This is a genomic window from Amycolatopsis sp. NPDC003731, from assembly GCF_053586895.1.
In genome coordinates this window covers 13,040-37,274 of the sequence record NZ_JBSFNC010000013.1, presented here as the reverse complement: position 1 = coordinate 37,274, position 24,235 = coordinate 13,040, and the positions used below count along the sequence as shown (strand labels likewise).

Genomic DNA, 24,235 nt, shown 5'->3' with positions numbered 1-24,235 from the left:
CTCGTCGCAGCAGGCATCACCTGCTCACCTCACACCCAGGGGCTACCCAGTGAGAGCGCATCCGGAACATCAGGCCCGTTCGACGTCCAGGGGCAGGTGCCGCACACTCACGATCACCGACGGGTTCTGGAACACCACCGGCGCGTCCGTGGCGACCGCCAGGTCCCGGTACCGCGAGAACAGCACCTCGAACGCGATCCGCCCCTCCAGCCGGGCCAGCGGCGCCCCGAAGCAGAAGTGGATGCCGTGGCCGAACGTCTGGTGCGGGTTGGGCGTCCGCCCCGGCTCGAACGCGTCCGGGCGGTCGAACACCGCCGGGTCGCGGTTGGCCGACGCCAGGTCCGCCATCACGATCGAGTTCTCCGGGATCCGGTGGCCGCCCAGCTCGACCTCGCGCGTCGTCCGGCGGCCGAGCTCCGGGAACGGCGGCAGCAGCCGGAGCACCTCCTCCAGCGCCGCCGGCACGCTCTCCGGCGCGGACCGCAGCGCCGCCGCGGCCGCGGGGTTCCGGTCGAACGTCACCACCGCGTTGCCCAGCAGCGCGGTCGTCGTGATGTGCCCGGCGATCAGCAGCAGCGCGACGAACCCGACGATCTCCTGGTCCTCGAGACGCTCCCCATTGAACTCCGCCTCCACCAGCCGGCTCGTCAGGCCCGGGCCGGGGTGGGCGCGGTGGTGGCGGATGTGGTCGAGGATGTAGGCGTTCATCTCGCGGATCGTCGGCGCGATCGCGTCCAGCGCGCGCTGGATGTCTTCCATGTCGGCCGACTCGCCCAGCTGGTCGCCGCTGAAGAGGACCTGCGCCCAGCGGGTGAACAGCGGGCGGTCCGCCACCGGCACCCCGAGCAGCTCCGCGATCACGATGATCGGCAGCGGGTACGCCAGCGCGTCGACGACGTCGAAGCGCGACTCCCCGGCGACCTCATCGAGCAGCTCGCCGGTGATGGCCCGGATCCGCGGTTCGAGGCCGGCCACCACCCGCGGGGTGAACGCCTGGCTGACCAGGGTGCGCAGCTTGCGGTGGTCCGGCGGGTCCATCCCGACGAAGTTGCCCTTGCGGAACGTCTCGAAGTCCTCCTGGACCGGGGTGAGCCCGCTGAAGTCCGACGAGAACGCCGCCGGGTCGGACAGCACCCGCGAGACGCCCGCGTGGTCGAGCACCCGCCACAGCCCCCGCTCTTCGTCGTGGTGCACCGGGCCGCGTTCGCGCAGCTCGGCCGAGCGGGCCAGCAGCTCCTCGAAGGCGAACGAGACGCCGGATTCCTGGGTGGTCATGACGTTTTCTCCTCGGTCGTCGGCTGGGGTTCGGGGACGAGGGTGTCGGCGCGGGGGAACCGGCGCAGGGTGGGGCTGACCGTGACGACCAGGGTCACCAGGGCGATCCCGGCGGCGCACAGCAGCACGGCGTTCGTGCCGGGGAACGTCTGCACCACCAGGCCGCCGAACGCGGGCCCGGTCGCCGCCGACACCCCGCCGATCACGCCCATCACGCTGGTCAGGCGGCCGCGCAGCCGGTCGGGGGTGAGCAGCAGCTGGTAGGTCCCGATCGTCGTGTTGGCGGTCGGCGGGAGCAGGGCCATCGCGACGAACAGCGCGCCCAGCAGGTAGCCGCCGTGGATGACGGCCGCGAGCGGCGTCAGCAGCGTCAGCACCCAGAACACGCTCATGATCGACACGTAGGGGCTGAGCCGCCGCTGCAGGTAGGGCGCGATCAGCGAGCCGGCCACGCCGCCGACGCCGAGCATCGCGGCCATCACGCCGATCTCGCCCGAGGTGACGCCGCGGTCCTTGGCCAGCACGATGATGACGATGTAGTAGGCGCTGAAGAAGAAGTTCAGGCTGACCGCGCACGCCACCGTGACGCGCACGTGCCGTTCGCTCCACACCCAGCGCAGCCCCTCGGCCATCTCCTTGCCGAGGTGCCCGCCCTCGACCGGCGCGGCCTCGCGGCGAGGCGCCCGGACGAAGGTCAGCGCGACCAGCGAAACCAGGTGGACGAGCACGTCGAAGGCGAACGGGACGGCCCGCCCGAGGCCGTAGAGGAACCCACCGACCGCGGTGCCCGACAGCTGCCCGAGCGCGCCGCGCGCGGAGTTCATCGCCACCGCCGTCGGCAGCTGGACCGGGGGCACGACGCCGGCCAGCATCGCGCCTTCGGCCGGGCCGAACAGCGACCGGCAGCAGCCCATCACCGCCGCGACCGCGATGAGGTGGGGGACGCCCACGCTGTCCCAGAAGATCGCCGCGGCCAGGCTCCCCACCGCCAGCGCGTACACCGCCTCGCAGCCGAGCAGGATCTTCTTGCGGTCCCACCGGTCGGCCAGCGCGCCCGCGGGCAGCCCGGCGACCAGCTGGGCCATCGCGTCGACGCCGAGCACCAGCCCGGACAGCGCCGGCGAGCCGGTCACCGTCAGGACCAGCAGCGGCAAGGCGATCATCGACGCGCTGAACCCGGCCTCCGACAGCGCCTGGCTGCCCCACAGCAGCTGGTAGTTGCGGTTGCGCGACAGCCGCGTGGTCACCGCCGCTCCTTCCGGCGCGCCGGGACCTGGCTGTCGGCGGCGATCTGCCGCAGCGCCGCCGCGAAGTCGCCGGCCAGCGCTTCGGCGGTCCGCCGGTCGTGGCGGGCGGGCTGGTAGATCAGCGAGAACACCAGCTCGCCGTCCTGCACCGCGCCGACCAGGTCGAGCAGGTGCGGGTGGTGCTCGTCCGGGTCGTGGTCGCGGCCGAGCGAACCGCGGACGGCGGCGTAGAGGCTCTCGGACGTCGCCGGCCCGCCGGCCCCGTCCCATTGGCCGAGGTAGTTGAACGAGATCTGCGGGGTGCGGCCCGCCAGCCGCTCCCGGACGTCCGGTGCGCCGAGGTGGCGCAGGGCGCCGTAGCCGAACCCGTTGCCGGGCACGGCCCGCAACTGCTTGCGGACGGACTTGACGAGCGTCCGCCAGTCCGCGCTTTCTGTGTCCTCCACGGACAGTGCGACCGGGAACAGGGTGGTGAACCAGCCGACGGTCCGGTTGAGGTCGACGCCGTCGAGGACGTCCTCCCGGCCGTGGCCTTCGAGGGCGATCGCCACGTCCGGGCGGCCGGTCCACCGGGCGAGTGCCCAGGCCAGGGCGGTGAGCAGGACGTCGTTGACGCGCGTGCGGTAGGCCGCGGGCGCCGAGCGCAGCAGGGCGTCGGTGTCATCGGCGTTCAGCACCACGGTGACCTCGGCGGTGCCGGTGCCGGTGGCGTCGTCGTCCACCGGCAGCGCGCCCGCGGCGGGCAGGCCGGCCCAGTACTCGAGTTCGTCGTCGAAGCCGCCGCCGCGGACGTGGTCGCGCAGGCGGTGCGCCCAGTCCCGGAACGACGTCGTCCGCGGCCCGAGGTCGATCGGGACGCCCCGGACGGCCTGGCGGTAGGCGGTGTCGAGGTCGTCGAGCAGGATGCGCCAGGAGACGGCGTCGACGACGACGTGGTGCGCGGCGAGGAACAGCCGCGGCCGCCACCCGGGATCGGCCGTCACCAGGACGGCGGCCAGCAGCGGGCCGCGGGTGAGGTCGAACCCGGCGTGGACGGCGTCGGCGATCCGTTCCAGGGCGGCCGGGCGGTCGGCCTCGGTGGTGAGGTCCGCGCGGCGGAGTTCGGGCACCGGCTCGACGTCGGCGTTGTGCTGGTGCCAGCCGTCTTCGGTCTGGGTGAAGCGCATCCGCAGGGCGTCGTGGTGGGTCCAGACCGCGGCGAGGGCTTGTTCGAGGGCGGCGGCGTCGAAGCCGTCGGCGAGCTCGACGAGCATCGACTGGTTGAAGTGGTGCGGGTTGACGGTGTGGGTGGCGAAGAACCAGTCCTGGATCGGAGTCAGCGGCACCGGGCCGACGACCGGGCCCTCGGCTTCGGTCGGTTCGGCCACCGCGCCGGCTTCGGGCGCCAGGGCGGCGATGGTCTGGTGCAGGAAGATGTCCTTTGTGGATAGTCGCAGGCCGGCTTGGCGGGCGCGCGAGACGACCTGCATGCTGAGGATGGAGTCGCCGCCCAGCTCGAAGAAGTTGTCGGCGGTGCCGACCCGGTCCAGGCCGAGGACCTGGGCCCAGATCTCGCAGAGGGCCCGCTCGGCCGGGCTGACCGGCTCGACATGCCGGGCGGCAGGCTCGGCGGCGGTGGTGACCACGGGAAGAGCGCGGCGGTCGACCTTGCCGCTCGGGCTGAGCGGCAAGGCGGGGAGTTCGAGGAGCGCCGAGGGGACGAGGTGGCCGGGCAGCGACCGGGCGAGGAATTCGCGCAACTCGGCGGCACTGACCGGACCGCCCGCCGGCTCGGTGGGCGGCGCGGAGTGCAGCTCGACCTCCGGCGCGGTCCCCCGCTCGGCCTCCGGCGCGATCGGCGGCGCGGCCTCCGGCGCGGTCCCCCGCCCAGCCCCCGGCGCGATCGGCGGCGCGGCCTCCGAGTCGGTCTCCGGCGCCGGGTGCAGCTCGACCTCCGGCGCGGTCCCCCGCCCGGTCTCCGGCGCGATCGGCGGCGCGGCCTCCGAACCGGCCTGCGACGCAGCCGCCATCGCGACCCCCGATCCGTTCTCCGGCGCGATGTCCGCCCCAACCGCGCGCGCGGTCTCCGGCAGCGCCCCAGGCACCGGCGCGGCGACGAAGCAGGCGACCAGACGCTTGTGCCCCGACTCGTCCTGCTGGACCGCCGCCACCGCGGCCGCCACCCCTGGATGGCGGGTCAGGGCCGCCTCGACCTCGCCGAGTTCGATGCGGAAGCCGCGGACCTTGACCTGGTCGTCCGCTCGGCCGGTGAACTCCAGGTGGCCGGCCGCGGTCCAGCGGACCACGTCGCCCGTTCGGTACATGCGCTCGCCCGGCGCGGCGAACGGGTTCGCCGTGAACCGGTCGGCCGTCAGGCCCGGCCGGTCGAGGTAGCCGCGGGCCAGGCTCGGCCCGGCGACGTACAGCTCGCCGGCCACTCCGATCGGTACCGGCTGGAGGGCCGCGTCGAGCACGTACACCCGGGTGTTCGGGATGGGCCGGCCGATCGGGGGCGGTGTGCCGGGGACCAGGGGCTCGCTCCAGGTCGCGACGATCGTCGACTCGGTGGGCCCGTACGCGTTGATCATCCGCCGCCCCGGGGACCACCGGTCGACGAGCTCGGCCGGGCAGGCGTCGCCGCCGACGACGAGCGTGCGCAGGTGCGGCAGGTCCGTTGCCGGGACCGTGGCCAGCGCGGCCGGCGGGATCAGCGTGTGGGTGATCCGGTGGGCCGCCAGGAACTCGGCGAGCGGCTCGCCGAGCAGCGGCTCGGGCGGCACCACCACGAGCGCCGCACCGGACGGCAGGGCCAGGCAGAGTTCGAGGATCGAAGCGTCGAAACTCGGCGAGGAGTAGGCGAGGACGCGATCCCCCGCCGCGACCCGCAGGTGCTCGGCCTCGGCGGCGGCGAACGACGCCAGCCCGGCGTGGGTGACGACCACGCCCTTGGGCCGCCCGGTGGAGCCCGAGGTGTAGATGACGTACGCGGGGTGCTCCGGCCGCACCGGGACAGCCTCGGCGGGCTCGCCGGCGAACGCCGCCGGGTCGTCCAGTGAGAGCACCGGCACCCCGTCCGGGACCGGCGGTGCCAGACCGTCCAGCGTCAGGACCAGGGCCGGACGCGCGTCCGCGAGCATGAACGTGATGCGCTCGATCGGGTAAGTCGGGTCCACCGGGACGAACGCCCCGCCGGCCTTCCACACCGCCAGCTGCGCCACCACGATCTCCACCGACCGCGGCAGCGCCAGCGCCACGATCCGCTCCGGCCCGATCCCGTACCCGGCCAGCACCGACGCCAGCCGCGACGCCCGCTCCTCCAGCTCGGCGTACGTCAGGGACTCGCCCCCGATGACCGCCGGCGCGTCCGGCGTCCGCTGAGCACCGGCCGAGATCAGCGCAGGCAACGCAACCGGCTCCACCGGGACAGCCGTGTCGTTCCACGCCTCCACGACCAGCTCGCGTTCGGCCGCGCCGATCAGCGGCAGCCGGGCCAGCGGCCGGTCCGGGTCGTCCGCCACCCCCGCCAGCAGGACGCCCAGGTGCGCCGCCAGGCGGTCGATCGTGGCCGCGTCGAACAGGTCCGTGTTGTACGTCAGCGCCGCCCGCAGCTCTCCCCCGTCCGGCTGGAACTCCAGGGTCAGGTCGAAGTTCGCCGCCGTCGCCGGTTGCGGGAGCTCCTCGGTCTCCAGGCCGGGCAGGTGCGCCGTCTCGCGGGGACTGTTCTGCAGGACCACCATCACCTGGAACAGCGGTGTCCGGCTCGGGTCGCGGCCCGGCTGGACCGCGTCGACGACCCGGTCGAACGGCAGGTCCTGGTGGTCGAACGCCGCCCGCACCCCGGCCGCGACGTCGTCGAGGAACGCCGTGAACGCCACCTCCGGACGGACTTGCGACCGCAGCACCAGCGTGTTGACGAAGAACCCGACCAGCCCTTCGAGTTCCGGCCGCTCCCGGCCGGACGTCACCGTGCCGACCGCCACGTCGTCCTGGCCGGCCCAGCGGCCGAGCAGCACCTGGCACGCCGCGACGAGCGTGGTGAACAGGGTCGTCTCCCGCTGCCGGCTCACCTGCTCGAGCCGGGCGGTCACCGCCGCCGGGACGACGATCTCGTGCGTCGCGCCGCGGGTGGTGCGCACCGGCGGGCGCGGCCGGTCGGTGGGCAGCTCCAGCGGTGTCAGGTCGCGCAGGCGCTCGGTCCAGTAGTCGGTCTGGCCGGCCAGGACCCGCTCGGCGAGGCGGCCGCGCTGCCAGGCCGCGAAGTCCGCGTACTGCACCGGCAACGGCGGCAGGTCCGCCGGTTCGCCGCGCAGCGCCGCCGCGTAGAACGCGCCGACCTCTTCGGCGATCAGGCCGTTCGACCAGCCGTCGGTGACGATGTGGTGCACCGCCACCGTGAGCACGTGCTCCCGCGGCGCGAGCCGGATCAGTTTCGCCCGCAGCAGCGGCCCTTCGCTCAGGTCGAAGGGCTGTTCGGCGTCGGCCCGCAGGATCTCCGCGAGCTCCTCCTCGCGGGTGTCGACGACCGGCAGCGGCACCGGCGACGGCGGGTGCACGAGCTGGACACCGTGGCCGTCGGCCGAGCCGAACGTCGTCCGCAGCGGCTCGTGCCGGGCGACCAGCGCGGTGAACGCCGCGGCGAGCGCGTCGACGGCCAGTTCGCCGCGCAGGCGCACGGCCGAACTGGTGACGTACTCGGTGCCGCCCGGCTCGAACTCGTCGAGGAACCACAGCCGCTGCTGGGCGAAGGACTGCGGCAGCTCCCCGTCGCGGGGCACGGCCGGGATCGGGTCGGCCGCCGTCGCCCCGACCGTTTCGATCGCGGCGGCGAGCCGGGACACCGTCGGGTGGGCGAACACCGCCCGCGGCGACAGCGACACGCAGCATTCGGCCAGCAGCCGGGACACCAGCCGGATGCTGAGGATCGAATCGCCGCCGAGCTCGAAGAAGTTGTCCTGCGCCCCGACGCGCTCGACGCCGAGCAGCCGCTGCCAGATCCCGGCGACGGCCCACTGGGTCGCGGTCGACGGTTCGACGTACGGCCGCTGCGACGGGACCGGGCCGTCCGGCGCCGGCAACGCGCGGCGGTCGACCTTCCCGTTGCGGTTCAACGGAAGCGCGGCCAGTACCAGCACCACGGCGGGCACCATGTACTCGGGCAGCGTCGCGGCGGTGTGCGCGCGGAGTTCGTCCGGATCGGCGGCGCGTTCGAGGACGACGTGCGCGATCAGCCGCCGCGTGCCGGCCGGGTCGGTGTGGATGCTCGCGACCGCCTGCGCGACGGCCGGATGGGCCGCCAGCACGGCCTCGACTTCGGCGAGCTCGATCCGGAACCCGCGCAGCTTGACCTGGTCGTCGGACCGGCCGAGGAACACGAGTTCGCCGTCGGCACCGCGGCGGACGACGTCGCCGGTGCGGTACATCCGCTCCCCCGGCGCACCGAAGGGGTCGGGCACGAACCGCTCGGCGGTCAGGCCGGGCCGGCCGAGGTAGCCGCGCGCCAGGCCCGCGCCGGCCAGGCACAGCTCGCCGGGGGCGCCGGCGGGCAGCGGGCGCAGCTCGGCGTCCAGCACGTACGCGCGCATGCCGTCGAGCGGACGGCCGATCGGCACCGGTTCGGGGACCGGCTCGCCGGCCATCCGGAAGGAGGTGGCGAAGGTGGTCGTTTCGGTGGGCCCGTAGCCGTCGACCACGACGAGGCCGGGGCACGCGGCCTGGACCGCGCGCACCACGGCGGGCGGGACGACGTCGCCGCCGGTCCACACCTCGCGCAGGCCGCGCAGGCCGTCGGGAGCGTCCTGGGCGAGCAGCCGGAAGAGCCCGGCGGTCAGCCACGCCGACGTCACGCCGTGGGCCGAGATCGCGTGCCGCAACGACTCCGGCGTCAGGTCCGGCCCGTCGGGCAGGACCGTCGCGCCGCCGCCCAGCAGCGGGACCCACAGTTCGTAGGTGGAGGCGTCGAAGGCCAGCGGCGAGTGCGAGAGGACCCGCGTGTGGGCACCGCCGGCGAACCGGCCGTCCTGGGCCAGCGCGGTGATGTCGCGGTGGCGCACGGCGACGCCCTTCGGCACCCCGGTGGAACCCGAGGTGTACATGACGTAGGCGAGGTTTTCGGGTCCCACGACAGCGTCGGGCGCCGCGGCGGACCGCTGCTCGCCGACGGTCAGCACCGGTCCACTGTGGACGGCTTCGGCGGCGGGCACCCAGGTGTCACCGGCCACCACGACCGACACCCCGGCCTCGGCGAGCACGGCCCGCAACCGCTCGTGCGGCGCCCGGGTGTCCAGGGGCACGTAGGCCGCCCCCGCCTTGAGCACGGCGAGTTCGGCGACGACGTGGTCCACCGACGGCGCGAGCAGCAGCCCGATCCGGTCCTCGACGGCGACGCCGAGTCCGGCCAGCCGCCCGGCCAGGTGGTTGGCCCGTTCGTCCAGCTCCCGGTACGTCAGGGTCCGCTCGCCGGCGAGCACGGCGGGGTCGCCGGGGTGGCGGGCGACCTGGTCGGCGAACAGCGCGGGCACCGTGGACGGCGTCCCGGCGGCGCCCGGGCCGTGGGCGTCGGCGAGCACCCGGGCGCGTTCCGCGACATCGACCCACGGCACGCGGGCCAGGGGCCGGTCCGGGTCCGCGGTGACGGCGTCGAGCAGCCACCCCAGCCGGTCGGTCATCGCCGTGACGGTGCCGGTGTCGAAGAGCGCCGGGTCGTAGGCGAGGTCGAGCGCGAGGCCTTCGTCGAGGGACGCGCGCAGGCACAGCGGGAAGTTCGTGGCGTCGGCCGAGGCGACCTCGACGACCCGGGGCGCGCCCGCGGTGGCGGGCTCGCTGATCGGGTAGTTCTCGAACACGACCATGCTGTCGAACAGATTCTGCCCTGCCGGGACGTCGCTGAGCGGGCGCAGCCGGGCCAGCGACACGAAGTCGTGGTCGCGGGCCTCGCTCTGGGCCGTCTGCAGCTGCCCGAGCCACCGCGCGACCGGCTGGGTGCCGTCCACCCGGACGCGGGTGGGGATGGTGTTGATGAACAGCCCGATCATGGTCTCCACGCCGGCCAGGTCGGCCGGGCGGCCGGAGACCGTGGTGCCGAAGACGACGTCGCGGTCACCCGACAGCATGGCCAGCAGCAGCGCCCAGCCGCCCTGGACGACGGTGTTGACGGTGAGGCCGTGGGTCCTGGCGAACTCCCGCAGCCGCAGGGTCGCGGCCGGCGGCAGCTCGATCCGGACCGAGTCGGTGGAGCGGGACTGGTGGGCTTCGGCGGGCGGGCGGTCGTAGGGCAACGCGGTCGGCGCGTCGAAGCCGGCCAGGGTGCCCGCCCAGAACGCGTCGGCGGCGGCCTGGTCGCGGCCGGCCAGCCAGCCGAGGTAGTCCCGGTACGGGCGCCGGGTGACCAGGGCGGGCCGGACGCCGGCGGACGCGGCGGCGTACTCCTCGCAGGCTTCGGCGAAGACCTGCGCGGAACTCCAGCCGTCGAACAGCACGTGGTGGGACGTCCAGATGAGATCGACCTCGTCGCCGGGGAGGGCGGCGATCGTCAGCCGGGTCAGCGGGGCCCGGGTCAGGTCGAACGGGACGGCCCGGTCGGCCGCCAGCGCGTCCTTCCGGGCGGCTTCCCGCCCGGCCGGGCCGAGGTCGCGCCAGTCGTGGTGGGTGACCGGCAGGGTCGCCGCCCGGTCCACCACCTGCACGGGCTCTTCGACGCCGGTCCAGACGAGCCGCGTGCGCAGCACGGGTGTCCGGTCGACGACCCGCTGCCAGGCCGCGGCGAGCCCGGCCGGGTCGGCGACCCCCGCGAGCCGGATGCGGACCTGCTCGAAGTAGGCCGGGGACCCGTCGTCGACCAGGGTGTGGAACACCATCCCGGCCTGCAGCGGGGTGAGCGGGTAGACGTCCTCGACCGCCCGGCCGTCGCCGGCCACGGTGTCCAGTTCGGCCGCGCTCAGCCGGGCGAGCGGGAAGTCCGACGGCGTGCGGCCGCCGGCCCCCGGGGTGGCGCAGTGCGCGACGATCTCGCGCAACGCCGTCAGGACCTGCCCGGCGAGCCCGCGCACGGTGTCTTCGCGGTGGATGCCGGGGGCGTAGGTCCAGGCCAGTTCGAGGCGGCCGCCGTCGACGATGCCGACGACGTCCAGGAGGGCGGTGCGCGGCCGTGCGGGGTCGATGTCGTCGCCGAGGTCGCCGCCCCAGCCGCGGTACAGCCCCTCGGCGTCGCCACCGGCCGTCCACTGTCCGTGGTAGTTCAGGGAAATCTGCGGCACCGGGTCGCCGTGCCGCCGCAGCGAGCCGTAGCCGAGGCCCTTGCCGGGGACGGCTCGCAGCTGTTCCTTGACCGCCTTGAGCGTCGGTCCCCAGTCGTCGGCCGCCGGGAGGCTGAGCGCGACCGGGTATTCGGCGGTGAACCAGCCGACCGTGCGGGAGAGGTCGAGGTCGTCGAAGAGCTCTTCGCGGCCGTGGCCTTCCAGGGAAACCAGGACGCGGTCGCGGCCGGTCCAGCGGGTCAGCACCCGGCCGAGCGCGCTGAGCAGGACGTCGTTGATCTGCGTGCGGTAGACCTCCGGCACTCGGCGCAGCAGGGCGTCGGTGGTCTCGGCGTCCAGGCGGACGGTGATCGTGCGGGCGCTTCCGGCGGTGTTCTCCCCCGTCGCGTCCACCGGCAGGGCGGGGTCGACGCCGTCGAGCACGCCGGTCCAGTACGGCAGTTCGGCGTCGAAGCCGTGCCCGGCGAGGCGGTCCGCCCAGCGGAGGTAGCTCGCCGGGGCCGGGCCGAGGTCGACCGGCTGCCCGGCGGCCACCTGGCGGTAGGCGGTTTCGAGGTCTTCCAGCAGGATCCGCCAGGACACGCCGTCGATCACCAGGTGGTGGACGACCAGCAGCAGCCGCGGTGGCTGTCCGGGGGCCGTGATCAGCACGGGTGCGACCAGCGGGCCGTCCTCGACACTGAGCGTGGCGCGGGCTTCGGCCGCGACCGCCCTGGTGTCCACATCGGACACGTGCCGCAGGGCCGGGAGTGCGGCGCCGGTCCGGAACTCCTGCCTTCCGTCGCCGGTGAACCGGGTGCGCAGGGCGTCGTGGCGGGCCAGCACCGCGCCGAGGGCGGTTTCGAGGGCGGGCACCGAGACGTCCGGGTCGAGTTCGGCGAGCGTGGACATGGTGAAGTGGTCGTGGCGGCCGGTTTCGAAGAACCACCGCTGGATCGGCGTGAGGGGTGCCGCACCGGTGAACCCGGCCTCGGGTGCACCGGACCCGGTGCCGGCGACGAGCGCGAGCTCGGCGATGCTCTGGTGGCGGAAGACGTCCCGGGAGGTCAGCCGCAGGCCGTGCCGCCGGGCCCGGGCCACGACCTGGATGCTGAGGATCGAATCCCCGCCGAGGGCGAAGAAGTTGTCGTCCACCCCCGGCTCGCCGACGCCGAGGACGTCGGCCCAGATCTCCGCCAGCAGCCGCTCGGCGTCGGTGCGCGGAGCGGTCCGTCCCGCGGCCGGAGCCGGGTGGACGGCGGGCGCGGGCAGCGCGCGGCGGTCGACCTTGCCGCTGGTGGCCAGCGGCAGCCGTTCGAGGGGGACGAACACCGACGGCACCAGGTGCTCGGGCAGCGTTTCCTTCAGCGCCGTCCGCAGTCGCGCCGGATCCGCCGCGGAACCCGGGACGACGTAGGCGACCAGCCGGCCGTCACGGGCGACGACCACCGTGTCGGCGACGCCGGGCAGGGCTCGCAGTGCCGCCTCGACCTCGCCGGGCTCGATCCGGAAGCCGCGGATCTTGACCTGGTCGTCTACGCGCCCGAGGTACTCGAGGTGACCGTCGGCGGTCCAGCGGGCACGGTCGCCGGTGGCGTACATCCGGCTGCCCGGCGGGCCGAACGGGTCGGCGCGGAAGCGATCCGCGGTCAGCCCGGGCCGGTTCAGGTAGCCGCGGGCCAGCTGGACGCCCGCCAGGTGCAGCTCGCCGGGCACGCCGATCGGGGCCGGACGCAGCCGGTCGTCGAGGACGTAGGCCCGCACGTTCCCGGTGGGACGGCCGATCACTTCGCGGTCGGTCTCGCCGATTCGGCAGAGGGTGGCGTCGACCGTGCACTCGGTCGGGCCGTAGAGGTTGAACGCGGTGACACCGTCGAGGTCGCTCAGGTCGCGCCACAACGCCTCGCCGACGGCCTCCCCGCCGACCAGGAGCACGGGCGGGCAGTGACCCGCTTCCAGCAGGTGCCGGACGAACGACGGTGTCGAGTTGACCAGATCGATCTCGTGCTCGGCGACATACCCGGCGAGCAGGGCCGGGTCGAGCCGGGTGTCGCCGTCGATCACGTGCAGTTCGTGCCCGGCCGTGAGCATCAGCAGCACGGTTTCCCAGGACGCGTCGAAGGAGAACGCGGCGGTCAGCGCCACCCGCAGCCGGTCCTTCCCGGCCGCGGCGGTGAACCGATCCGCGTGGTCGACGGCGAAGTTGGCCATTGCGCGGTGGGTGACGAGGACGCCCTTCGGCGTTCCGGTGGAGCCGGAGGTGTAGATCGCGTAGGCCGCGTGGTCCGGCGCGGGCCGGTCGGTGGGATTCGTGTCCGCTTCCTCGGCGGCAACGGGTTCGGTGAGCACGAGGGCGGGACGCGCGTCGGCCAGCAGCGCCTCCCGCCGCCGTTCGGGAAGCTCGGGGTCCAGGGGCAGGTAAACGGCACCGGCCTTGAGGACGGCGAGGATCGTGACCACGAGTTCGGCCGAGCGCGGCAGGGCGACCGCCACCAGCCGCTCGGGCCCGGCACCCCGGGCGACGAGAACCCGCGCGACCTGGTTGGCGCGCGCGTTCAGCTCCGCGAAGGTCAGCGTGGTGCCGCCGCTGACGAGCGCGGTCGCGTGCGGGGTCCGGGCGGCCTGAGCCTCGAACAGCCCGACGACGGTCGTCTCCGGTTCCGGCCGGCCGGTCGCGTTCCACGTCCCGACGACCAGTTCCTCTTCGGCCGCGGGCAGGGGAAGGGTGTCGACGGGCCGGTCGGGCTCGGCCGTGACCGCGGCGAGCAGGACCGTGAGCTGCTCGGCGAACCGGCGCACGGTCGCCGCGTCGAACAGGTCGGTGTTGTAGTTCACCAATCCGCGCAGCCCGTCCGGGCGCTCTTCGAACTCGACGCTCAGGTCGAACCCGGCCGTGGTCATCGGCAGCGTCAGCTCGCCGGCGGTGAGGCCGGCCAGAGCAGGCAGGCGGTTGCCGGCGTTCTGCAGCGTGACCAGCACCTCGAACAGCGGGGTGCGGCTGGGGTCGCGGTCGGGGCTCAGTTCGTCGACGATCCGCTCGAACGGCACCTCCTGATGGGCGAAGGCGTCCAGGACGGTCCGGCGGACGGTGCCGAGCAGTTCGCCGAAGCCGCGGCGTCCGTCCACCGAGGACCGCAGCACGACGGTGTTGACGAAGAGCCCGACCAGGTCCTGCACCTCCGGGTGGTCGCGGCCCGAGGTGACCGTGCCGACGGCGACGTCGTCCTGGCCGGACCAGCGGCGCAGCACCAGCTGGCAGGCCGCGACCAGCGCCGTGAACAGCGTCGTGTCGCGGTCCCGGCCGAGCCGCCGCAGCCCGGCAAGAGCCTCGGCGCCGAGGGTGAACTCGTGCTCGGCACCGTTCGACGTCCGGGTGGCCGGACGCGGGCGGTCGGTCGGCAGGTCGAGGGGACGCAGGCCGTCGAGCTCCCGGCGCCAGAAGCCGAGCTGCTCGTCGAGGAAGTCGCCGGTGAGGCGCTCGCGCTGCCACGCGGCGAAGTCCGCGTACTGGATCGGCAACGCCGGGAGTTCGGCGCGCTCGTCGCTGTAGAGGGTGGCCAGCTCGCCGATCAGGACACCCATCGACCAGCCGTCGGTGATGATGTGGTGCAGGGACAGCACCAGGGCGTGGTCGTCCGGGGCCACGCGGACCAGCCGCGCCCGCAGCAGCGGGCCCCGGGCGAGGTCGAACGGCCGGGCGAGGTCCTCGGCCAGCAGCCGCCGCAGTTCCTCCGGGCCGGCGACGTCGGTGACCGGCAGCGCGAGCTGCCACGGCTCCCCCACGACCTGGCGGGGACGCCCGTCGACGGCCGGGAACGTGGTGCGCAGCGACTCGTGCCGGGCGATCAGCGTGGTGAGCGCCCGGGCGAGCGCGCCAGGCCGCAGGTCGCCGCGCAGCCGCACGCCGAAGACCGTGACGTGGTCGGTGCTGCCGGGCGCGAAGTCGTCGAGGAACCACAGGCGCTGCTGGGCGAAGGACAGCGGCAGCTCGCCGTCGCGGCCCACCGGCGTGATCGCCGCGGACAGCGGCGTGGCCGACGCGGTGGGCAGCGCGGCGGCCAGGCCCGCCACCGTCGGGTGGTCGAACACCGTCCGCGGGGACACGTCGACGCCGAAGGCCTCGCGCAGCGCGGAGGTGAACCGGATGCTGAGGATGGAATCCCCGCCGAGTTCGAAGAAGTTGCCGTCGGCGCCGACGCGCTCCAGGCCGAGCGTCGCGGCCAGGACCGCCGCCACCGTGCGTTCGGTTTCGGTGCGGGGTTCGGCGAACTCGGCGGGTTCCGCCGCGGCCGCGGCCGGGGCCGGCAGCGCCCGCTGGTCGAGCTTCCCGTTGCGGGTCAACGGGAGTTCGCCGAGTGTGACGAACGCCGAGGGCACCATGTAGTCCGGCAGCGACCGGCCCAGGTGCTCGCGCAGCCGCGCAATGCTCGGCGGCGCGTCCGGTCTCGCCGGGACGACGTAGGCGACCAGCCGCTTGCGGCCGGGCTCGTCCTCGCGGGCCAGCACCGCCGCCGACCCGACGTCGGGCAAGGCCAGCAGGGTCGCTTCGATCTCGCCCGGTTCGATCCGGAAGCCGCGGATCTTGACCTGCTGGTCGGCGCGGCCGTGGTAGCGCAGGGCGCCGTCGTGGGTGCGGGACACGCGGTCGCCGGACCGGTACATCCGGGACCCGGGTGCCCCGAAGGGGTCAGCGACGAACCGGGCCGCGGTCAGCCCGGGGCGGCCGAGGTAGCCGCGGGCCAGGCCGTCGCCGGCCACGTAGAGCTCGCCGGGCACCCCGGCCGGGACCGGGTTCAGGTCCGCGTCGAGGACGTACCCGCGCAGGTCGGGCAGGGCGGTGCCGATGACACCCGGAGTGTCCACCTCGGACCGAAGTTCGTGTTCGGTGACGTGCACGGTGGTTTCGGTGATGCCGTACATGTTCACCAGCCGCGGGGCGCGGTCGCCGTGGCGGGCGAACCAGCCGGCCAGCCGGCGCGTGTCGAGCGCCTCGCCGCCGAAGATCACGTACCGCAGCGCGAGCCGGGCGCCGGGGTCGTCTTCGTCGGCCCGGACGAGCTGGTAGAACGCCGACGGCGTCTGGTTGAGCACGGTGACCCGCTCGTCGGCCAGCAGCCGCAGAAACTCCCGCGGCGAGCGGGACACCGCGTGCGGCACGACGACGAGCCGGCCGCCGTGCAGCAGCGGGCCCCAGATCTCCCAGACGGAGAAGTCGAACGCGTAGGAGTGGAACAGCGTCCAGACGTCGTCGCGCCCGAAGCCGAAGCGAGCGGTCGCGGCGAACAGGCGGGTGACGTTGCGGTGCGGGATCACCACGCCCTTGGGCAGCCCGGTCGAGCCGGAGGTGTAGATGACGTAGGCGGGGTGGTCCGGCGTGCAGCGCGGCGGCGGATCGGTGTCCGGCCCCTCCGCCACGTCGACGTCGTCGGGGCCGAGGACGGCGACGGGAGCGGTGTCGGCGCACATCCGCTCGACGCGTTCGGCCGGGGTCGCCGGGTCGATCGGCAGGTACGCGGCCCCGGCCTTGAGCACGGCGAGGATCGCGACGACCTGTTCCGGCGAGCGCGGCAGGCGCAGCGCGACGAACCGTTCCGGCCCGGCGCCGAGCGCGATCAGCCGGTGCGCCAGGCGGTTGGCCCGCGCGTTCAGCTCGGCGTAGGTGCAGTGCGTGCCTTCGGCGGTGAGGGCGACCGCGTCCGGGTGGGCCGCGACCTGGGCGGCGAACAGCTCGGTGAGGGTCGGCGCGGGCAGCGACGGGAGCGGCTCGATGGTGAGCCGGGCGCGGTCGGCGGCCGACAGCCACGGCAGCCGGGCGATCGGACGGTCCGGGTCCTCGGCGAGCCCGAGCAGCAGGGTCTCCAGCCGGGCGGCCAGCGCGGTGGCCGTCTCCTCGTCGAAGAGCGCCGGGTCGGTGGCCAGCTCGAAGCCGAGCTGCCGGTCGGCGTAGGCGCGCAGGGTGACCGGGAACGTCGTGGCGTCGAGCGCGGTCACCTCGCGCAGGGTGACGCCCGCCTGCGCGGCGGCGTTCTCGTCGAAGGGGTAGTTCTCGAACGCGACCATGCTGTCGAACAGGTTCTCCCCCGGCGGGACGTCGCTGAGGGCGCGCAGCTTGCCCAGCGCGAGGAAGTCGTAGCGGCGGGCCTGGTTCTGCTCGTCCTGCAGCCGGCGCAGCCAGGCCAGGACCGGCTCGCCACGGTCGATCCGCGTGCGGGTCGGGACGGTGTTGATGAACATCCCGATCATGTTCTCCACGCCCGGCAGGTCGTCGGGACGGCCGGAGACGGTGGTGCCGAACACGACGTCGGACTCGCCGCCGGAGTGGGCCAGCAGCAGCGCCCAGGCGCCCTGCACGAGCGTGTTGACGGTGAGGCCGTGGCGCCGGGCCACGTCCCGCAGCCGAGTGGTGTCCTCTGGGGACAACGACGTCCGGATCGTGCGCGACGAACGGGTCCGGTGGGCCTGCGCCGGGGGCCGGTCCCACGGCAGCGGGGTCGGGGCGGCGAAGCCGGAAAGCACATCACGCCAGTGGTTTTCGGCCGCGGTGACGTCCTGGGCGGCGAGCCAGCCGAGGTAGTCGCGGAAGGGCCGGTGGGCCGGCACGCGCGGGACCCGGTGCTCGGTGATCGCGGCGTACTGCTCGCACACCTCGGTGAAGATCTGGGCGAGGCTCCAGCCGTCGAGCACGATGTGGTGGGAGGTCCACATCAGCAGCACGCGGTCGTGGGTGAGCGCGACGACGGCCAGCCGCATCAGCGGCGCGGTGGTGAGGTCCAGGCCGGTGGCGGCGTCTTCCGCCGAAAGCCGGTCCAGCTGTGCGGTCTGCTCGGCTTCGGAAAGGCCCCGCCAGTCGTGGCGGGTGATCGGGACGACCGCCCGGTGCCGCACGACCTGCAGGGGTTCCTCGAGGCCGTCCCAGACCAGCTCGGTGCGCAGGACCGGGGTGCGGTCGGCGACCTGCTGCCAGGCCTCCGCGAACGCGTCGGGGTCGCGGACGCCGTCCAGGAGCATCCGGGCCTGATCGACGTAGGCGTCGGCGGTGGGATCGAGGAGGCTGTGGAACAACATCCCCGCCTGCAGCGGAGTCAGCGGGTAGATGTCGTCGACATCGCGGCCGTCCCCGGCCAGCCGGTCCACCCCGGCTTGGTCGAGGCGGGCCAGGGGGAAGTCCGACGGCGTGCGGCCGCCGCTGCCGGGCTGCGCGCAGTGCGCGACGATCTCCCGCAGACCGGTCAGCATCGCCTCGGCCAGCTCGCGGACGGTGTGCTCGTCGTTGACCTGGTCGGAGTAGGACCACGTCAGCGACAGCGCGCCGGACTCCACCACCCCGGTGACGTCCAGCTGGTAGGTGCTCGCCTCTTCCGGGGCGATGTCCGCGCCCGGGCTGTCGTGCCGCCCGCGGAACAGCCCCCGGTCGCCGGCCTGGGCGTCCCAGCGGCCGTGGTAGTTGAAGCAGACCTGCGGCAGCGGGAACGCCTGCAGGGCATGGCCCGGCGCGTCCGGCTCGCCGAGGTACCGCAGTGCCTCGTAGCTCAGGCCTCGGCGCGGGACGGCCCGCAGCTGCTCCTTGACCGCCTTGAGCGTGGCACCCCACTCCCCCGACGGCGGCAGGTCGAGCGCCACCGGGAACTGCGTGGTGAACCAGCCGACCGTCCGGGAGAGGTCGACGCCGTCGAGGACGTCCTCGCGCCCGTGCCCCTCGAGGGCGATCAGGACGCCGTCTTGCCCGGTGCGGTCGGCGAGGGCCCGGCCGAGCGCGCTCAGCAGCACGTCGTTGACCTGGGTCCGGTAGGTCGCGGGGACGCGGTGCAGCAGCGCGTCGGTGTCTTCGGCGCCGAGGGTCACGGTCAGCGTGCGGGTGGAGCCGGTGGTGCCCGCGCCCGCGTGGTCGGCGGCCAGCTGCGCCGGGACCCGGCGGGCCACCCGCGTCCAGTGCTCGAGGTCGTCGTCGAACCCGCCGTCGCGGACGTGCTGTTCCAGCAGGTGCGCCCACTGGGTGAACGGCGTGGCGGTGGCCGCGAGCCGGATCGGGGCTCCGGCGACCACCTGGCCGTAGGCGGTTTCGAGGTCGCCGAGCAGCAGCCGCAGCGACACGCCGTCGGTCACGACGTGGTGCACGGCCAGGAACAGCAGCGGCGACCGGGTGCCGCGCAGGAGGAGCGCCGCGCCGGCGAGGGTGCCGGTGGCGAGGTCGAGGCCGGCGCGCACCTGCGCGGCCGCGGCCTCGATACCGGCGCGCTGCCCGGCGTCGCCGAGGGAGGACAGGTCCCGGATCCGCAGGACGCCGGTCGGCGGCGTCGGCGTGACCTCCTGCCGCCAGTGGCCGTCGACGGTGAAGAACCGGGTGCGCAGGGCGTCGTGGTGGGCGACGACCGCGTCGAGGGCGGTCCGCAGCGCCTGCTGGTCGACGTCGGCGGGCAGTTCGAGCAGCTGCGACATGGTGAAGTGGGCCAGGGGCCCGTGGGTGGCGAAGAACCAGTGCTGGATCGGGGTGAGCGGGGCCGGGCCGGCGACCGGCCCCGCCGCCGGGGTGAGCACCGCGGCGGTCTGCACGGCGGTCGCGAGGCCGGCGATGGTCTGGTGCAGGAAGATGTCGCGCGAGGTGAGCCGCAGGCCGGCTTGGCGGGCCTGGGCGACCACCTGGATGCTGAGGATCGAGTCGCCGCCGAGGCCGAAGAAGTTGTCCTCGACGCCGATGCGGTCGTTGCCCAGCACCTCGGACCAGATCGCCACCAGCTGGTGTTCGACGGCGGTGCGCGCGGGCACGTAGGCCTGGCCGTCCGCCGGCGCGTCCGGGGCGGGCAGCGCCCGGCGGTCGACTTTGCCTTGCGGGGTCAGCGGGATCGCGTCGATCGGGACGAACGCCGAGGGCACCAGGTAGTCGGGCAGCGTGGCCCGCAGAGCGGCGCGCAGGCTGTCCGGGGTGACCTCGGCGGTGCCGACGACGTAGGCGACCAGCCGGGCGTGCCCGCCTTCGGGCCGGTTGGCGACGACGACGGCGGCGGAGACGCCGGGCAGGCGCACCAGCGCGGCCTCGACCTCGCCGGGCTCGACGCGGAAGCCGCGGATCTTCACCTGGTCGTCGAGGCGGCCCAGGTACTCCAGCTGCCCGTCGGCGGTCCAGCGCACGCGGTCGCCGGTGCGGTACATGCGCATCCCCGGCGCGCCGAAGGGGTTCGCGACGAAGCTGCCGGCGGTCCGGCCCGGCCGGCCGAGGTAGCCTCGCGCGAGCTGCGCCCCGGCGAGGCAAAGTTCGCCGGGCACGCCGGCGGGCACCGGCCGCAGGTCCTGGTCGACGACGTAGGCGCGGGTGTTGGCCAGCGGACGGCCCAGCACCGGGCGGGCGGTTTCGCCGACCCGGCACGACACGGCGTCCACGGTGTACTCGGTGGGGCCGTAGAAGTTGTGCGCCACGGTGACTTCGGCGCCGGAGAGGTCCCGCCAGAGCGTGTCGTCGAGGGCTTCGCCGCCGAGCATGAGGATCTTCGGGCGGTGGCGCGGGTCGGTCAGCAGCCCGGCGGGGATCAGCCGGCGCAGGTAGGTCGGGGTGAGGTCGAGGAAGTCGATCCGGCGCTCGGCGATGTAGTCGACGAGCGCGTCCGCGTCGAGCCGGGTGTCCTCGCCGATCAGGTGCAGCTCGTGGCCGTCGGCCATGAGCAGCGGGCCTTCGAGGGAGGTGTCGAAGGAGAGCGTCGCCGTGAGCGCGACCCGCAGCCGGCGTCCGGGTGCGGCGAAATCGTTGCGGTGGTTGAAGAGCAGGTTGGTGAGGTTGCGGTGCGGGACGGCCACCCCCTTCGGGCGGCCGGTCGACCCGGACGTGTAGATGACGTAGGCGGTGTTGTCCGGCCGCAGCGGCGCGATCCGGTCGGCGTCGGTGAGGTCGGTACCGGGGTGGTCCCGGTCCGCGATGTCCGCCGGCCCGAGGACCAGTTCGGCACCGGAGTCGCGCAGCAGCAGCTCTTTCCGGTCGGCGGGCAGGGCGGGGTCGATCGGCAGGTACACCGCACCGGCCTTGAGCACGGCGAGGAAGGCGACGATCGCGTCGGCGGTGCGCGGGAGGGCGAGGGCCACGACGCGCTCGGGGCCGGCGCCCAGCGTGACGAGGTGGCGGGCCAGGCGGTTGGCCATCGCGTTGAGCTCGGCGAAGCTCAGCGCGATGTCGCCGGCGACGAGCGCAGTCTCGTCCGGGCTGCGCTGGGCCTGGGACTCGAACAGCTCGGTGAGGGTGGCCGCGGGGACGTCCAGCTCGGTGGCGTTCCACTCGGTGAGCAGCCGGGATTCTTCAGCGGCGGTGAGCAGTGGCAGGTCGCCGACCGGGCGCCGGGCGTCGGCGGCGATCGCGGTCAGCAGCACGGTGAGGTGCTCGCCGATCGCGACGGCGGTCCGCGCGTCGAAGAGGTCGGTGTTGTACTCCAGGGAGCCTTCGAGGGCGCCGCCGGCCGGCTGGAATTCGACGGTGAGGTCGAAGTTGGCGGCCCGGCGGGCCACCTCGACCGGCTCGGCCGTCAGCCCGGCGAAGTCCACCGGGCCGCCCGCGCTGCCGTGCAGCAGGACCATCGCGTCGAACAGCGGGGTGCGGCTGGCGTCGCGGTCGAGGCGCAGTGCTTCGACGAGCTTTTCGAACGGGGCTTCGGCGTGCTCGAAGGACTCCAGCACGGTCGCGCGGACCGCATCGAGGAACGTTCCGAACGGGGCGGTTCGGTCCACAGTGGACCGGATGACGACGGTGTCGACGAAGAAGCCGACGGTCCGCTGCAGTTCGGGCCGGTTCCGGCCGGACACCACGGTGCCGACGGCGATGTCGGTGCGGCCGGTGTAGCGGGCGAAGAGCACCTGGCAGGCCGCGACGAGGACGGTGTAGAGCGTGGTGTCGTGGGTCCGGGCCAGTTCGGCCAGCCCGGCGGCGGCACCGGCCGGGACGCGGAAGTGGTGCACGGCCCCGGCGGTGGTGCGGACGGCGGGCCGCGGCCGGTCGGCGGGCAGGTCGAGCGGTTCGACGCCGGCGAGCTGCGTCGTCCAGTAGGCGAGGTGCCGGTCGAGGGCGGGCCCGGCGAGGCGGTTGCGTTGCCACACGGCGAAATCCGCGTACTGGACGGCCGGCTCGGGCAGGTCCGCGGCCTCGCCCCGGACGGCGGCCGCGTAGAGCGTGCCGAGCTCACCGACGAGGATGCCCATCGATTCGCCGTCGGTGACGACGTGGTGGGCGGTGATCAGCAGGACGTGGTGCTCCGGCGCGGCCCGGACGAGCAGCAGCCGCACCAGCGGCCCGCGGCGCAGGTCGAACGACCGGCTGTACTCGGTGCCCAGCACCTCGTCGAGGTCGGCGGGCCGCAGCGCGGGGTCGCTGGTCAGGTCGACGGTCCGCAGCGGGACTTCCAGGGTGTCGTGGACGACCTGGACGGGGGTGCCGCCGGCGTCGTCGATGGTGGTGCGCAGGGCTTCGTGGCGAGCCACCAGCTGCTGCAACGCGCCGGCGAGCGCGCCGGTGTCGAGCGGCCCGGTGAGCCGCAGCGCGACGGCGCTGTTGTACTCGGCATCCCCGGGGCGGAACTCGTCGAGGAACCACAGCCGCTGCTGCGCGAACGACAACGGCAGGGCGTCCTCCCGCGGCGCCCGGCCGATGACATCGGTCCGCTCCGCCCGCCCGGCCAGCCGGCGCTTGAGCGTCTCCCGCAGCTCGGCGGGCAACGCATCGATGCGGCTCTTCCTCGAGGTGGTCATCGCTTTCGTTTCCTCACAACGCAGTTCGGGTGGTCCGGGTCTGGATGTCGCCCGGGGTTTCCATGCCGCGAATGACTCATTCGGGACGCCGGAGGTCCCCCATGACTCATTCGCGACACTCGCGCCTCCGGCCGGAGCGGGGAATTCAGGAGGCGCGGCGGCGCCGCCGGGCGACGCGGCCGCCGGCCTGCATGGCGCTGACCGTCCCGGTCGCCGGATCGGTCAGGAACCGGCCGCCGATGATGCGGCGGCCGGTGGCCGGCTCGCGGACCGAGAACGACCCGTCGCGCAGCAGCGCCAGTTCCGGGTAGACCTCGCCGTCGACCACCAGCACCGCGTCGCCGTCCGCGCGGACGTCCACCTGGTACTCCAGGTCGCCGTTGGTGTAGTGCCCCGTCAGGTCCGCCGCCGGGCGGGCGGCCCGGTCGAGGTCGCGGGGCAGTTCGTAGTCGCCCACCGGCAGGCCTTCGGCGCGCAGCGCCGCGACCAGGTCCGTCCACAGGGCCGCACCCGTGTTCCCGTTGGTGGTCAACGCGACGATCCGGCCGTGTGCGGCGTCGATCCGCAGGTGGCACGAGGTGCCGTCGGCCGTGCCGTCGTGGCCGGTCCAGTCCGCGTCGGCGCCGCGGTAGCCCGCCAGGCCGAGCCCCCAGGTGTCGGCCAGGCCGAACGGCTCCGCCCCCGGGACCGGCCGGCGCATGAGCTCGGCCAGATCCGCCGGCAGCGGGCCGTCGCCGCGGAACAGGCCGCCGAATGCCGCCAGGTCCGACGCGCTCAGCGCGAGCGCCCCGGCCGCGGCCTCCGCGGGCGTCAGGGTCTGCGCGACCGGCCGGGCGCGGCCGGTCGCCGCGTGGACGGCGTGCCCGCTGACGTGCGCGCCGGTCCGGCGGCGTGCGCCCGGCTCCACGACGAACGCGGCGTCGATGCCGAGCTCGTCGAGCAGCAGCGTCTCCACCGCCTCCCACCAGCTCATCCCGGTGATGGCCTCGATCACGTACCCGGTCAGCACGTACCCGACGTTGGAGTAGGAGAACCCCAGGCCGGGCGGCTGGACGAGCCCGGCCTCGCGGCAGGCGCGCAGGTAGCGGCGGGCCGAGCCGCCGTCCGCCGCGGCGCCGAGCGCGGCCGGCAGCCCGCCGGTGTGGCTGAGCACCTGCCCGACCGTCGGTCTGCCGACCTGCGGGCCGAGGCCGTCCAGGTGTTCGCCGAGCGGGTCGTCCGGGTCGAGGTCGCCGTCGGCGACGAGCAGCATCGCCACGGCCGCGGTGAACGTCTTGGTGATCGAGCCGGCCGGGACCTTCGCCTCGGCGGTGATCTCACCGGCCGTGACGGAGTCCGTCCGGCCGCCGTCGGTGACGACCAGCTGGGCGGCCGGCACGCCGTGCTTGTGGGCCAGCCCGGCGAGCAGCCGCTGCAGCCGGCCGTCGGCCGCGGGTACCGGCACCCGCAGGGTGGACTGGCTGAGTGTGGTGGGTGTGGGCATGGGGTGGGGACCTTCCGCGTCGGGTCGAAGGAGCCGGTCGTGAGGGGAAAGGCGGGTGCTAACCCGCTTTTTCACTCACGACGGGCCGCGGCAGGCTCGGCGTCGGCGGCCATCTGCCGCTGCAGGCTCAGCGGCCGCATGTCGGTCCACACCTCGTCGACGTGGTCCATGCACTCCTGGCGGCCGCCGCGGAAGCCGTCGGCGCGCCAGCCCGCGGGTACCTCGTTCGCGACCGGCCACAGCGAGTACTGGCCCTCGTCGTTCACGAGTACCTGGAATTCGGCGTCGTCCTGCATGGGATT

The 24,235-nt window shown here is 74.4% G+C and carries 5 protein-coding genes; all 5 read right to left on the bottom strand.

The window, feature by feature from the left end:
* Window positions 1-69: 69 nt before the first annotated feature.
* Window positions 70-1,275: a cytochrome P450 gene (locus ACWDN5_RS08135; RefSeq protein WP_449675426.1), complete on the bottom strand. Its 1,206-nt coding sequence runs from the start codon at window positions 1,273-1,275 to the stop codon at window positions 70-72.
* Complete coding sequence (locus tag ACWDN5_RS08130; RefSeq protein WP_449675424.1) at window positions 1,272-2,522, bottom strand: MFS transporter; 1,251 nt, start codon at window positions 2,520-2,522, stop codon at window positions 1,272-1,274. Before ACWDN5_RS08130 ends, ACWDN5_RS08135 begins: the two co-directional genes overlap by 4 nt.
* Window positions 2,519-22,450: a non-ribosomal peptide synthase/polyketide synthase gene (locus ACWDN5_RS08125; RefSeq protein WP_449675422.1), complete on the bottom strand. Its 19,932-nt coding sequence runs from the start codon at window positions 22,448-22,450 to the stop codon at window positions 2,519-2,521. Before ACWDN5_RS08125 ends, ACWDN5_RS08130 begins: the two co-directional genes overlap by 4 nt.
* A 145-nt stretch (window positions 22,451-22,595) precedes the next feature.
* Window positions 22,596-23,933, bottom strand: coding sequence for a serine hydrolase domain-containing protein (locus ACWDN5_RS08120; protein WP_449675420.1), 1,338 nt, complete (start codon window positions 23,931-23,933; stop codon window positions 22,596-22,598).
* A 71-nt stretch (window positions 23,934-24,004) separates the two neighbouring features.
* Window positions 24,005-24,229 carry an MbtH family protein gene (locus ACWDN5_RS08115; protein WP_091309248.1) on the bottom strand — a complete coding sequence of 75 codons (225 nt, stop codon included), beginning with the start codon at window positions 24,227-24,229 and terminating at the stop codon, window positions 24,005-24,007.
* Window positions 24,230-24,235 lie beyond the last annotated feature (6 nt).